Below are 14,010 nucleotides of genomic sequence, written 5' to 3'. Positions count from 1 at the left end.
TTTATCCTCCTCCGCTTACGCTCTGCGTTTCCGTTTTAAAACAAGGCGAATTCCAAAGACTTCTTCAAAGAACTTCACTTTATCACGAAGCAAACCAAGCTCCAGTGAAATATCACGGCTGGAATCTATGATCATCTGCAGTTCTCTGTCCTTCAGTACCACTCTCAACGATTCCACCTTCTGATAATGGCTGCGGTCCATGGCATTTGCAAGACGAAGGATCGCAGTCAGTTTCGCAACCAAAAGGTATCTTTCCCGGTCAATTTCCGGCCCTTCATCATAATTTCCATAATAGACAAACTCTGTCGTGTTGTATCTTACCGCACTGGCAATGACTTTGCGTTCTTCCGTTGAAAGTCCAATGATCTCGGTTGCCATAATGATCCGATACGAACATTCAGCAACATCTGCCATACTGATGTATTTTCCACAGTCATGAAGCTGTACCGCAATCTGCAGAAGCAGCCGTTCTCTTGCGCCCATACCATGAACTTTTTTCATACTGTCAAAAATTGTAAGCGCAATATCTGTCGTTCCTTTAATATGGTCTTTACCAGTAGAATATCTTTTTGCAATATTTTTGGATGCTACCAGAATGTCATTTTCAAAATTATGCACACTCTTGATAAATTTCTTCTTTTCACCGTAATCATATGCAATTCCATCCAGAAGAGATACACCTGGAACCCACACAGACTCTGCCTGAAAGATTTCCAGAAAATTCTTGCAGATGACCATCGTCGGAATTACCAATGATGCATATTCCGGATCAATATCCATCTCCTGGGCAAGTGCCTGTTCTGTCTTGTAGATTGTCTTTTCGTAGCGCTTGGTAAATTCATCGCTGGTTATGATATGATCTCCCAGCTCTTCACGAAAAATAGTATCTGTCAGGAAATCCCCCATCAGGATCACATTTTTGATATCACGGTCTTTCAGATACAGTCTCTGAAATGCAGTCAGATCATTTCGGATAAATTCCTTGATCAACTGGCCATAATGCGTTGTTGTTTTTTCCAGTTCCTTCAGTCTTTCACGAATACGCATGCTTCCCATCTTAAAGCTCTGCGTTGTTACCAGCGCATCTTTATCAAACAGCGAAACCTGCAGATTACCACCGCCAACATCCAGAATTGCTGTTCCTTTCTGAATGATCTTCTTGAAGCCGGATTCAATAGCAGCTATGGATTTATATCCCAGAAAATGCTGTTCCGCATTACTCAGAATCTCAATCCGGATACCGGTCCGCTGATAGATCTGCTCCTGAACGATCACCGGATTTACGATTTCACGAAAAGCACTTGTGGCACACGCACGATACTCGGATACTCCAAATTCCTGCATCATGTTGCTGAAATCTTTCAGAATGACACATATGTCATCTACCATCTCAGGCTCCAGCCGTCCTCTTGAATATGCACCTTTTCCAATTTCCAAGCGATATCTTACATCATTCAGCTCTCGAAATCCGATTTTCTTTGAAAATTCAAAGATTTTCATGCTGATCTCATATGAGCCAATATCAATCGCAGCAAAAGTTGTTACTGCCATACCCCCAGCTCCTTCCCGTTTGTATTATGCGTTGTTACTACGCTTCCTGTGTTTCTTCCTTTCCAAGAAGATGATCAATAAACTGCTGTGCAGTACGTCCTGTAAGCCCACCATGAGAAATTTCCCATTTGCCAGCCTCCAGAAGAAGCTCATCCTCCGGCATTGTAATTCCGTTACGCTGTGCCAGCGTCTTAACGATAGTATGGAATTCTTTTCTGTCTGGTGCGCCGAAATAGATACGTACTCCGAAACGATATACAAGAGAAAGTTTCTCCTGTACGGTATCAGAGGAATGAATATCATCATCTGCTCCGACTTCCAGTTTATCTCCGGCTCTTTCTCTTACCAGATGGCGACGGTTGCTTGTTGCATAGATCAGGATATTTTCCGGTTTACGTTCCAGTCCGCCTTCGATAACAGCCTTCAGATATTTATATTCTATTTCGAACTCTTCAAAAGAAAGATCGTCCATATAAATGATAAATTTATAATTACGGTCTTTGATCTGTGCGATGATCTGGTTCAGATCTACAAACTGATGTTTATACACTTCTATGATTCGCAGGCCTTCATCATAATATTTATTCAAAATTCCCTTAATACTGGAAGATTTACCGGTTCCCGCATCTCCAAAGAGCAGACAGTTGTTCGCCTTTCTGCCTCTGACAAAGGCTTCTGTATTCTCAACCAGTTTCTGTTTTGGAATCTCATATCCAACCAGATCCTCCAGCTGTACATGTGCAATTCTTGTTACCGGTACGATCACTGCTCTGCCGTTCTGGTCATGATCAATACGGAAAGCCTTGTGAAGTCCGAGCTTACCTACACCAAAATCCTTGTAAAACTGTACCATGTCCGCCATAAATTCATTGGTGTCTTTGGCTACTGCCAGCGTCTTGCTCATATCACAGATTCTGTCACGGATACGTTTGTTGAACATTTTTCCCGTATCCTGCGGTGCCTCATAATTACAGAGAATGCTGCAGCAGGAAGTATGGAATAATTTATCCAGTACTGTCAGGTCAAAATCATACAGTTCTTTAAAAATTGCGAAATCATGAAGTGCCAGCTGATTGATGCTTCCCTCGATCGCACCGCGGATCTCGCTTGCCATACTGAATGCATTCTCATGATTTACAAGAAGCAGTGTCAGATAGTCATGCCACAGGTTTCCTGTAAATCCATAAGATCCTGCAATTTCGATCAATCCATTTACACATTCATAAAACTCTTCTTCCATTTCGCTTGCATTGACTGCTGATCTCTCACTTGCATCCATCAGTGCAGTCATTTTATCTAAAATATCTCCGTGCTCAAAACCTCTGTAAAGCACACATTCTTTTACTCTCGTCATCTTACTGTTCCTCCTGCTGTCCATAATTGCCAAGCACTCTCATCCGATTGGCTTCCGCTTCTAATCCTCGCAGGGCATTTTTAACTGCCGGTTCTTCCAGATTTCCTTCAAAATCCACAAAAAATCTGTATTCCCACTTTTTACCTGTGATTGGGCGAGATTCAATTTTTGTCATACTCAGTCCATTGTAAATAAAATGAGAAAGCATATTATACAAAGTTCCGCTTTCGTGTGGAAGTTCGAAACAAACACTTACCTTAGCCGCACTTTTCTCATAGACCGGATGCGCACTGACAATGATAAATCTGGTCACGTTCTGGTCATTGTAGCAGATATTCTCTGCCATTACAGAAAGTCCGTAAAGCTCTCCTGCCGCCCGGCTCGCAATTGCTGCCTGTGACCGATTCATCTCTTCATGAACTTTTTTGGCAGCTCCCGCGGTGTTCTCCGTCTTTACGATTTTCCAGTCCGGATGGCTTTCCAGATATTTTTTACACTGTGCCAACGCCTGTGGGTGAGAATAGACTGTTTTAATCTCATCCAGAGAAGTCTCCGGAATTCCAAGCAGAACATGCTCCACTTTCACGCCCTGTTCCCCGACGATATACAACTGATATTCCGTCAGAAGATCGTAAATATCCGTCACAATACCCTCTGTAGAGTTTTCGATCGGCAGTACTGCATAATCTGCTTTTCCCGATGCAACTTCTTCCATAGCATCTCGGAATGTTTTTACATGGTAACTATTGACCGCATCAGAAAAATACGCACGCATGGCAGCATAACTGTAAGCACCTTCTACTCCCTGAAAAACAACATTCACCCCTGTCATAGGAAGTGCATCTACCATCTTATAATCTTTTGTATCGTTTTCAACTCCATTTTTGGTCAGTAACTGATACTGTCTCTTTCTGCTGATCGCCATGATCTGCTGAAAAAGCTCCTGTGCCCCAAGTTCATTGAATTCCCCATGAGCAGATTCTTTCAGGACTTCTATTTTGTCCTGCTCGCGTTTTGGATCCAGAACCTTTTTTCCTGTATGTATCTTGTATTCTGCAACATCTTCGCAGACTTTCATTCTTTTTTCAAAAAGTCGCAAGATTTCTTTGTCTATCACATCAATTTCCTTACGACATTCCAGTAAATCTGTCATGAATTCTTTTCCTCCTGAGTTTTGACAATTGTTGTAATTTCCCCGATAAAAGACAGGGACCCAAAAGAAAGGATGACATCCTCCCGTCCTGCCATTGCAAATATTTTATCTACCGCATCCGGAATGCTGTCCGCGGCCTGCACGTGCGGATTACATTTTTTTACTTCTTCCGCAAGTTCCTGCGCCGGCAGGGCACGTGGATTATCCGGTGTCTCAATCGTAATGATCTGCTCTGCATAGGGGCAGAGTTTCCGAATAATATAAGGATAATCCTTATCACGAAAAACTCCCATGATAAAGAACAGTTTGCGTCCTTTAAAATACTTCCGCACAGAATCCTCCAACATATCTGCCGCAGCCGGATTATGTGCTCCGTCCACAATAAACAAAGGCTCTCTGTGAATGATTGTCAGACGTCCATTCCATTTCGTATCCTTCAGACCTTTTTTTCGCTGTTCAACTGTTGTCGGATATCCGACTCGTCCCAACACCTCAAGTGCCTCCAGTGCAAGTGCTGCATTCTCCGTCTGATAAGATCCTGCCAGTGCCAACTCATAGTTTTCTCCCCGGTACTCCAGCGTCTGTCCCGCAAAATCTTCTTTCACTGCTTTTGCTTCATGCAGGTCTGCCTCTGTCAGATCTGCACCGTTTTCACGGCACACTCGCTCTATTACAGCCATAGTCTCCGGCTGTTGGCCGACCGTTACAACACTGCATCCAGGTTTGATGATTCCTGCCTTCTTTTCTGCAATTTCAGAAAGCGTGTTTCCAAGAAATGCCTGATGATCCATACTGATCGGAACGAGCACTGCAAGAACTGTATTTCGAATGATGTTTGTTGCATCCAGATTTCCACCCATTCCAACTTCCAGAATTACCAGATCACATTTTTCTTCGGCAAAAAATAAAAAAGCCACCGCCGTTTCTATTTCAAATGGGGTGGGATGTGCAAGACCTTCTGTAGTCATTTCTTTAATTGCTGCAGCAACCCTGGTCACATATCCCGCAAATTGTTCTCTGCTCACCGCACTGCCGGCCACTTCCATCTTCTCACGATAAGAATATACGGATGGGGAAATATATCTTCCGACACGATATCCAGCTTCCGAAAGTGTAGTATACAGATAAGCAATTACGGATCCCTTGCCATTGGTTCCTGCTACGTGAACATATTTTAACTGATCCTGGGGATTTCCCAGTCGTTTCATCAGCTCTTTTATATTTGTAAGATCCAGAGCACCGCCCGCATAACGGTCCGCGTCTTTTACATATGCTCTGCTTTGTTGATAGTCCATTTGCTATGTCTCCTGTGTTTCATAAATAATTGTGTATTTATACAAATATAGCATTTACGTATGTTTTTTTCAAGACTGGGAGATACTTATTTACGTATTCTTAACACGTTTTTATCAGGAATCAGGAGTAGCTGCCATGAATCAGAATATCTCAAATTTTTTACTGTGCGGTTCTGCCGGATGGTGCATGGAGATTTTCTGGACCGGTCTTCATTCACTTTTTACCGGTCAGAAGACTCTTACAGGAAAGACTTCTCTTTTGATGTTTCCCATCTACGGCTGTGCCGCTGTTATTGCTCCACTGTCCGTAAAATTATCTTCCTTCCCATTCTTTTACCGTGGAATCCTGTATACTGCCGGATTCTATCTTGTGGAATTCATCAGTGGAAGCTTCCTGAAGCAGTTCGGAATGTGTCCCTGGGATTACAGCGGTGTACCATTGCAATGTCATGGTGTCATCCGTCTGGACTATGCGCCACTGTGGTTTACTGCCGGACTGATTTTCGAAAAAATTCTGACCGTCCATCGCTGATATTTTATTATGAATATGGCAAAATCATCTTGAAAAATCAATTCTACTAGTATATGATTGTGCAAGAGAGAATTTTCGTAACTATTCACAGTACTACGAATTTTCCGTACCACAAGTCAATAAGGGAGGTTTCACATGAGACATTTAATGAGCCCGCTGGATCTTTCTAAAGAAGAGCTTGATGATCTTCTTACTCTGGCCAGCGACATTGAAAAAAATCCAAAAAAATACGCGCATGTCTGCGATGATAAGCGACTTGCCACCTGTTTTTACGAACCAAGTACACGTACACGTTTAAGTTTTGAAGCAGCCATGATGAATCTTGGCGGCAAGGTTTTAGGTTTCTCTTCAGCCGGTTCCAGTTCCGCTGCCAAAGGCGAAAGTGTTGCCGATACAATTCGTGTTGTTTCCTGTTATGCTGATATCTGTGCTATGCGTCATCCAAAAGAAGGTGCTCCGCTCGTAGCTTCTATGGCTTCTTCTATTCCTGTTATCAACGCCGGTGACGGTGGTCATCAGCATCCTACTCAGACCCTCACTGATCTTCTTACTATTCGTTCCCTTAAAGGAAGACTTGACAATCTTACGATCGGTCTGTGCGGCGATCTGAAATTCGGACGTACCGTTCATTCTCTGATTGAAGCTCTGGTACTCCGTTATTCCAATGTAAAATTTGTTCTGATCTCACCGGAAGAGCTTCGTGTACCAAGCTACATCCGCGAAGATATCCTTGAGAAAAACAATGTAGAATTTGAAGAAGTAGAACGTCTGGAGGATGCTCTTCCAAAACTTGACATCCTCTACATGACTCGTGTACAGAAAGAACGTTTCTTCAACGAAGAAGACTATGTCCGTATGAAAGATTTCTACATACTTGACAAACAGAAAATGGAACTTGCTCCAAAGGACATGTATATTCTTCATCCGCTTCCTCGTGTAAACGAAATTGCTGTTGAAGTTGACGATGATCCTCGTGCAGCATATTTTAAACAGGCTCAGTACGGTGTATATGTCCGTATGGCACTGATTCTCAGACTACTGGAGGTAGAAGTATAATGTTAAATGTTGGAGCACTTCACGAAGGTTTCGTACTCGACCACATCAAAGCAGGCAAAGCCATGACCATCTATCATGACCTGAAGCTTGATAAGCTGGACTGCACCGTTGCGATTATCAAAAATGCCAAAAGTAATAAAATGGGCGTTAAAGATATCATCAAAGTAGAATGCCCTATTGAAAACCTCGATCTGGATATCCTTGGTTTTATCGATCACAACATCACAGTCAACATTATCAAAGATGAAAAAATTGTTGAAAAAAGGATTCTGAAACTTCCAAAACAGATCACAAACGTTATCAAATGCAAAAACCCTCGTTGCATTACTTCCATTGAGCAGGGGCTCGATCAGGTATTTATCCTTGCTGACCCGGAAAAAGAAGTTTACAGATGTAAATACTGTGAAGAGAAATACAGAGGAAAACGCAATAAATAATTACATAAAAAAAGAAACGTCCACAAAAGACGTTTCTTTTTTTATGCAAGCAGACCGATAAGCCGGGTTATGTCGTTGAGTGATCATCTGTCTAGGCCATCCGTTGCCAGATGGCTCAAGCGACCCACCTGAAAGCACGACGGGCAGCCGTATTGCTTTCGTTTCGGTCTTGCTTCGAATGGAGTTTACATGTGCCCGTTCTGTTACCACAACGGCGGTAGTCTCTTACACTGCCTTTCCACCCTTACCTTCCATAAAGAAGGCGGTTTATTTCTGTTGCACTGGTCTGGGAGTCACCTCCACCGGACGTTATCCGGCATCCTGCCCTTTGAAGCCCGGACTTTCCTCGTCTGCACCCTTTCGTCTGTACAGCCGCGATCACCTGACCTGCTTGCACGAGTGTTATTCTAACACGAATATATTTTTAAGTAAAGAAAAAAATCATCAAGATTTCTATACATCAAAACAACTTCCGCCGACGAATTCCCTTAACAGTGAATTATGTGGAATATCCTCACTTGGAACAGAAATGAAATAATCCAGAAATTTCAAAAGGCGTTTTGCCTCCAGATACTCCGGTTCGCTCTTATCAATGCCAAATAACAGTGGCTCTGCATATACTTTAAGGCATGCCAGCTCATACACAAGTGCTGAATTAAACATGACATCTGCCTGCTCCTGATATGGAAAGATGTTCGCTTCTTCTCCACGACGTACAGACGGCCATCTGGCAATCGTATCTTTTGCCGAAGTTCCTCTGGTTCTTGCATCACGTACAATCCGTCGGAGCAGCCTGCCGTCCGTAGTCGGAATGCGGTTATGTTCATCAATATTCAGCTGAGTCAGTGCGCTGATATAAATCTTGAATTTACTTTCTGCCGGAAGTGCATAGCTCAGTTTATCATTCAGACCATGAATTCCCTCTATAACCAACACATCCTCCGGACCAAGCTGGAGAAAATCGCCTTTATACTCTCTGTGTCCTGTCTTAAAATTAAACACTGGCAATTCAATACGTTCTCCACGCAAAAGAGCAAGCATATCTTTGTTGAACTGCTCTACATCAATTGCTTCAAGACATTCATAATTTTTTTCTCCATATTCATCCAGCGGAGTCTCTTCTCTGTTCTTGAAATAATTATCAACTCCGATCGGATGCGGCTTCATTCCGTGCGCCAGAAGCTGAATAGACAAACGATGCGAAAAAGAAGTCTTTCCCGATGAAGACGGTCCCGCGATCATAATAAACTTCTTATTGCCTTCCAAGACAATTCTCTGTGCAATATCAGAAATCTTGGCTTCCTGAAGTGCCTCCTGAACCAGAAGAATATTGCTGATACCTTCTTTTGTAATGTGATTATTCAGATCTCCGACATAAGAGATATCCATCTTCTCTGCCCACTCCTGAGATTCTTTCTGCACCTGAAAGATTTTTCCTTCCGGGCGAAACGGTGAAATCACAGACGGATTTTTTCTTGTTGGAAGTTCCAGAACAAAACCTTCATCGTAAAGTTTCAGATCAAAGTATTTTACATACCCTGCATGATCTGCCATATAACCATAAAAATAATCTTCATAGTAACCAATATTATAAATATTCACCTTGGATACCCGACGGAAACGAAACAGTTTTTCTTTGTCATACATTCTATGATGATGAAAAAGTGAAACTGCATCATCTGTATTTACAGAACGTTTTCCAATCGGTGTACACATATCTGCCAGTTCCTGCATCCGTGTTTTTACATTGTCAAGGAAATGCTGATCAAGAACTGCTTTGCCGGCCATGGTAAAATAATAGCCATTTCCGACGGAATAGTGGATCATGACTTTTTCTATATTTTCTTTTCCTGCCACATCATAGATTGCTCTCAGCAGTACCAGACAAACCGTTCTTTTATAGGTTTCGAATCCTATATGATCTTTTGTCGTTACAAATTCCAGTGTACAGTCACCTTTCAGTTTCTTCTGGAGTTCACGTAATTTTCCATCTGCCATTACCAGAATGACAGGCGCTTCTGCCACTTCTTCCTGATACTCATCCACGATTTCTCTGTATGTCGTACCAATTGCATATTCATGCTCTTTCCCGTCAATCGTAACTTTAACCATTTCCTGATTCATAAAACAGCCCTCCTGTTACTATCCTGCTACAGTATCATATATGGACTTTTCACTTTCGCACATGTTATCTGAAGTGATGGATATTTTTCTTCCAGAATTTTACGCATTGCCTTCATAAAGATATATTCCGTACCATAATGTCCGGCATCTATGATCGGAAGTCCACTGGCAACAGCATCAATTCCCGTATGATGATCAATATCACCCGTCACATAGACATCCGCTCCTTTGGCAAGGACATCCGAAATCATGCTTTTGCCGCTTCCGGTGCAGATGGCAGCTTTTTCTACCATTGTATCCGGATCTCCGTAAATCCTGACATCATTCAGCGCCAGCGCCTCTTTTACAAATTCTCCGCATTCTTTCAGAGTCATCTTATACGGGAGGCAGCCAACCCGTCCAAATCCCTCTTCACCCTGCTCTGTATGAGCAGTTACCGAGAGGACTTCTCTATCTGTAAGTTTCAGATAGTCTGCACTGAGTTCTGCCATACCAAGCACGTCGTAATTGGTATGCATCGCATAATACTGAATCCTGTTTCTGATCAGTTTCAGAATTCTGCGCCCTGTAAAAGAATGATTATTTATTTTTTTCTGTCCTTCAAAGATCATCGGATGATGCGTAATGATCATGTCTGCTCCTGCAGAAATTGCTTCATCCAGCGTTTTCTCCGTAAGATCCAGTGCCAAAAGCACATGATGCACCTCCGCTTCATCATCACCGACCAGAAGACCTACATTGTCCCAGTGTTCTGCCATGTCAGCCGGATAACGACCATCAAGCCAGTTTGTCAGTTCCTTTACCTTCATATCTCTGTAAAGCAGCCAAAATCAACCGCTTTTCCTCCTCTACTTCATCCAGGCGTTTCTTTGCGCCCTCTCCTGCTGCATTTTTCAATTGTCCGGAAATTTCTTCTCTGATTCGCAGTTCGCGTTGCAGATACTTATAAAGAACCGGATGCAGACGCTCCAACAGCAGTTTTCCAAACATTTCCTCTTCTCTCGTCCAGATTTCTCCTGGTGTTCTGCCTGAAACTGCTTTCATCATCGGATAATATTTCCCATCTTCCAGAATCATTTCTTCCTGAATAATACAGAATCCATGTTCCATAAGGAAATGACGAAAATGAGGAATATCCGACTGCGGTTGAAGAATCAGTTCCCGAAAGCCCGGCAATGCAGCCTTACCTTCTGTAAGGATTTTCTCCATCAAAGGGCCGCCCATCCCGGCAATAACCAATGTATCACCTTCTCCGGTGCGGACGCCCTGCAGTCCGTCACAGAGTCTCGCCTCTATGTATTTGCTCATCCCATACTCTGCAATATGTTCCTGTGCCCTGGCCAGCGGTCCTTTTCCTACATCGGTCGCGATCGCACCCGGAATCTTATGATTCAGCATAAGGTATACCGGCAGATATCCATGATCACATCCCACATCTACCAGCCGGTTTCCCTCCGTCACCATGTCTGCAATAGCTTTGAGGCGTCTGGACAGCTGTACATGATTCCCTGCCATTAATCCAGATAATCCTTCAGCTTGCGGCTGCGGCTCGGATGGCGGAGTTTACGAAGTGCCTTTGCTTCGATCTGACGAATACGCTCTCTCGTAACGTTGAATTCTTTACCAACTTCTTCCAGTGTACGTGCACGTCCGTCATCCAGGCCAAAACGAAGACGAAGTACCTTCTGTTCTCTTTCTGTCAGTGTTCCCAGCACTTCGATCAGCTGTTCTTTCAAAAGCGTAAATGCAGCTGCATCTGCCGGAACCGGAACATTATCATCCTGAATAAAGTCACCAAGATGGCTGTCTTCCTCTTCACCGATCGGAGTTTCCAGTGATACCGGTTCCTGTGAGATCTTAAGGATTTCACGAACACGATCTACCGGCATTTTCATTTCTTCTGCAATTTCTTCCGGAGTAGGTTCGCGTCCTAACTCCTGAAGCAGCTGACGGGAAACTCGAATCAGTTTGTTGATCGTTTCTACCATATGCACCGGAATACGAATGGTACGTGCCTGATCGGCAATCGCACGTGTAATTGCCTGACGAATCCACCAGGTAGCATACGTACTGAATTTGTATCCTTTACGATAATCAAATTTCTCCACTGCTTTGATCAGGCCAAGATTTCCTTCCTGAATGAGGTCAAGGAACAGCATTCCCCTTCCGACATATCTCTTGGCAATGCTTACAACCAGACGAAGATTCGCCTCTGCAAGACGTTTCTTTGCCTCTTCATCACCCTGTTCCATACGTTTTGCCAGTTCGATTTCTTCATCTGCTGTCAGAAGACTTACTTTACCGATCTCTTTCAGGTACATACGAACCGGATCTTCAATGCTGACACCTTCCGGCACAGACAGATCGATCTTATCCAGTTCAATTTCTTCCTCATCATCCATTTTTTCGATGTCTGCATCGTCATCCAGAATCAGCTCTTCATCATTTCCTGAAATACGAAGCACATCAACTCCACTGGCTTCCAGAAAATCCAGAACCTTTTCCATCTGTTCAACTTCCAGAGACTGGTCTTTAAAGAAATCGCTGATTTCCTGATATTCCAGTACATTTTTCTTCTTTTTTGCAAGCTCCAGAAGCTCTACCAGTTTCTCGCTGAATTTGCCCATATTCATTTCCATAGGTGCTCATTCCCTCCATATAGTGTTTATATTTTAACCTTATTCAAAAGAAATATGCAGTTCCCGGCGTTTTCGCCCAAGTTCTTCCAATTCTTTTTTTGCTTTGACTATCTGCTGCAATCCTGCCATATCCGTAGGATCCCAGTTACGGTTCCGTTCCGCAAGGCTTTCGGATTTTATCCTGAGAAGTGTATCTGCAAACGCCTGATCCTGTTCCTGTTGATTTTCCAGATGGATCGTCGCATTAAAAAGTGATGCCACTTCCCGCTGTTCTTCACTGTCTGTAAAACTATTCAGAAGTTTCGCAGGATTAACCTGTCCCTCTTCCCTCTGCTGAAACAGCATCTGCGCCACTTCTCTGTATAATGGGACCACAAAGTCCTCCGGTGTCAGATACTGTGCAACTTTATCAAAAACATTCGGATACGTTACCAGCCAGGTCAGCATCAGTTTCTGTGCCTGCTCTGAAGCGGTCTCTTTTTTCTTTTTATTCTGACTGCCACTCTTTGGCTGTATCCGATTTTCGGCCGGTGTTCCTTTAAGCGCCAGCGTATTCACCCGCTTACGCAGATCTTCTGTGCTGACACCGTATTGTCCCCGATACTTCTTGACAATCGCTTCTATATAAAGATTTCTTTCCAGTTCATCTTTCAGTTCCAGAAGCATTTCTGCACATCGCTCGAAGAAACGATTCTGCCCCTGTGGTTCCTCCATCGGAAACTCGCTTTCTGCAATACTCACACGAAACATAAAGCTGTCGGATGCCTGGTTCAGTCGTTCTTCAAATGCCTCTGCACCCATGTTTTTGATAAACTCATCCGGGTCTTTGTAGGGTTTCAGATCAACAACTCTTGAATTCACTCCCGCTTCCCGAAGAATCGGAATTCCACGAAGTGCCGCCCGAATGCCAGCCTCATCACTGTCATACAGAAGCAATACTTCCTGGGTATACCGTTTCAAAAGACTGGCATGGCCTGATGTCAGTGCAGTTCCAAGCGACGCCACCGCATTGGTAAATCCCGCCTGATGCATGGAGATCACATCCATGTATCCCTCACACAGGATCAGATATTTCTTTCTTGTCGTTCTGGCAATATTCAATCCATATAAATTCCGGCTTTTATCAAAAATCTTCGTCTCCGGTGAGTTCAGATATTTGGGCTTGCCGTCTCCCATAACACGGCCGCCAAAACCGATCACACGATTATTGACATCCATGATCGGAAAAATAACCCTGTTCCAGAACTTATCATACATTCCATGCCGTTCATCCACGTTGAACAGTCCCGATTCACGGAGCCGCTCATCACTGTATCCTTTGGATTTGAGGTATTTATACAGGCCGCTGCCAAACTTGTCCGAATAACCAAGCCCAAATTTCCGCATCGTCTCTTCACTCAGTTGACGCCCTGCGAGGTATTCATGTCCCTGCCTGCCGCCTTCTGTACGGAGCTGATAATAATAATACTGCGCCGCCTGCTTATTGATTTCCAGAAGTTCTGCCTTCTGCTCTGCTTTTTCTCTCACTTCTCTGGAATATTCAATCTTTGGAAGTTCTACTCCCGCTCTGTCCGCAAGATGCTTTAACGCTTCTCCGAACGAATAATTTTCATATTCCATAATAAAATTAAATACATTTCCTCCTGCACCACAGCCAAAGCAATAATACATCTGCTTGCCGGGTGTTACAGAAAAAGAAGGAGTTTTCTCATTATGAAAAGGGCACAGTCCAAAATAGGAACTTCCCTTTCTTGTCAGTTTCACGTATTGCGATACTACATCTACAATATCATTTTTCTGTCGGACTTCCTCAATGATATCGTCCGAATAACGCATACCCATCCTCCTCTGTCATTACTGTTCACTCCG

At 43.4% G+C, this 14,010-nt stretch carries 12 protein-coding genes and 1 other RNA gene; 3 read left to right on the top strand and 10 right to left on the bottom strand.

All coding sequences use genetic code 11. The features are described 5' to 3' along the window. Positions 1-15: 15 nt before the first annotated feature. From NQ503_RS07315 to NQ503_RS07300, 4 genes are read right to left on the bottom strand one after another with little or no spacing between them, the layout of a single operon-like run. A complete protein-coding gene (locus NQ503_RS07315) occupies positions 16-1,551 on the bottom strand; it encodes a Ppx/GppA phosphatase family protein (protein WP_005425106.1) in 1,536 nt (511 codons plus the stop codon). Positions 1,552-1,588: 37 nt separating this feature from the next. Next, positions 1,589-2,905, bottom strand: coding sequence for an ATP-binding protein (locus NQ503_RS07310; RefSeq protein ID WP_005425108.1), 1,317 nt, complete (start codon positions 2,903-2,905; stop codon positions 1,589-1,591). A 1-nt stretch (position 2,906) separates the two neighbouring features. After that, positions 2,907-4,058: a prephenate dehydratase gene (gene pheA / locus NQ503_RS07305; RefSeq protein WP_022388954.1), complete on the bottom strand. Its 1,152-nt coding sequence runs from the start codon at positions 4,056-4,058 to the stop codon at positions 2,907-2,909. Further along, entirely contained in the window at positions 4,055-5,353 is a 1,299-nt protein-coding gene (locus NQ503_RS07300) for a bifunctional folylpolyglutamate synthase/dihydrofolate synthase (RefSeq protein ID WP_055055614.1), read from the bottom strand. Before NQ503_RS07300 ends, pheA begins: the two co-directional genes overlap by 4 nt. A gap of 136 nt (positions 5,354-5,489) precedes the next feature. Here NQ503_RS07300 and NQ503_RS07295 point away from each other — a divergent pair, with 136 nt between their 5' ends. From NQ503_RS07295 to NQ503_RS07285, 3 genes are all read left to right on the top strand, one after another. Further along, positions 5,490-5,885: a putative ABC transporter permease gene (locus tag NQ503_RS07295; RefSeq protein WP_005425118.1), complete on the top strand. Its 396-nt coding sequence runs from the start codon at positions 5,490-5,492 to the stop codon at positions 5,883-5,885. Between the two features lie 135 nt (positions 5,886-6,020). Beyond that, on the top strand, positions 6,021-6,941 hold the full coding sequence (gene pyrB / locus NQ503_RS07290) for an aspartate carbamoyltransferase (RefSeq protein ID WP_022388956.1): 921 nt from the start codon (positions 6,021-6,023) through the stop codon (positions 6,939-6,941). Beyond that, entirely contained in the window at positions 6,941-7,378 is a 438-nt protein-coding gene (locus NQ503_RS07285; protein ID WP_005425617.1) for an aspartate carbamoyltransferase regulatory subunit, read from the top strand. The genes pyrB and NQ503_RS07285 overlap by 1 nt, the downstream gene beginning before the upstream one ends. Before the next feature lie 42 nt (positions 7,379-7,420). Here the strand turns inward: NQ503_RS07285 and rnpB are convergent. The 6 genes from rnpB to dnaG all read right to left on the bottom strand — a co-directional run bounded on the left by rnpB (position 7,421) and on the right by dnaG (position 13,977). Further along, an RNA gene (gene rnpB / locus NQ503_RS07280) (RNase P RNA component class A) lies at positions 7,421-7,772 on the bottom strand. A 59-nt stretch (positions 7,773-7,831) separates the two neighbouring features. Next, positions 7,832-9,502 (bottom strand): nucleoside kinase, encoded by a 1,671-nt coding sequence (locus tag NQ503_RS07275; protein ID WP_005425619.1) that lies wholly within the window; start codon positions 9,500-9,502, stop codon positions 7,832-7,834. A gap of 26 nt (positions 9,503-9,528) precedes the next feature. Beyond that, positions 9,529-10,311, bottom strand: coding sequence for a Nif3-like dinuclear metal center hexameric protein (locus NQ503_RS07270; protein ID WP_005425621.1), 783 nt, complete (start codon positions 10,309-10,311; stop codon positions 9,529-9,531). Then, positions 10,280-11,017, bottom strand: coding sequence for a tRNA (adenine(22)-N(1))-methyltransferase (locus NQ503_RS07265; RefSeq protein ID WP_005425623.1), 738 nt, complete (start codon positions 11,015-11,017; stop codon positions 10,280-10,282). Before NQ503_RS07265 ends, NQ503_RS07270 begins: the two co-directional genes overlap by 32 nt. Beyond that, the gene (gene rpoD / locus NQ503_RS07260) at positions 11,017-12,141 is read right to left on the bottom strand and encodes an RNA polymerase sigma factor RpoD (protein WP_022388323.1); all 1,125 of its coding nucleotides are present in this window, start codon (positions 12,139-12,141) and stop codon (positions 11,017-11,019) included. The genes NQ503_RS07265 and rpoD overlap by 1 nt, the downstream gene beginning before the upstream one ends. 39 nt (positions 12,142-12,180) lie before the next feature. Further along, entirely contained in the window at positions 12,181-13,977 is a 1,797-nt protein-coding gene (gene dnaG, locus NQ503_RS07255) for a DNA primase (RefSeq protein ID WP_022388324.1), read from the bottom strand. Positions 13,978-14,010: the final 33 nt, after the last annotated feature.

Origin of the sequence: Blautia obeum ATCC 29174, from assembly GCF_025147765.1 — a bacterium.
Taxonomy (GTDB): Bacteria; Bacillota; Clostridia; order Lachnospirales; family Lachnospiraceae; genus Blautia_A; species Blautia_A obeum.
The sequence above is the reverse complement of the archived record's forward strand: the minus strand, read 5'-3'. Positions and strand labels throughout refer to the sequence as shown.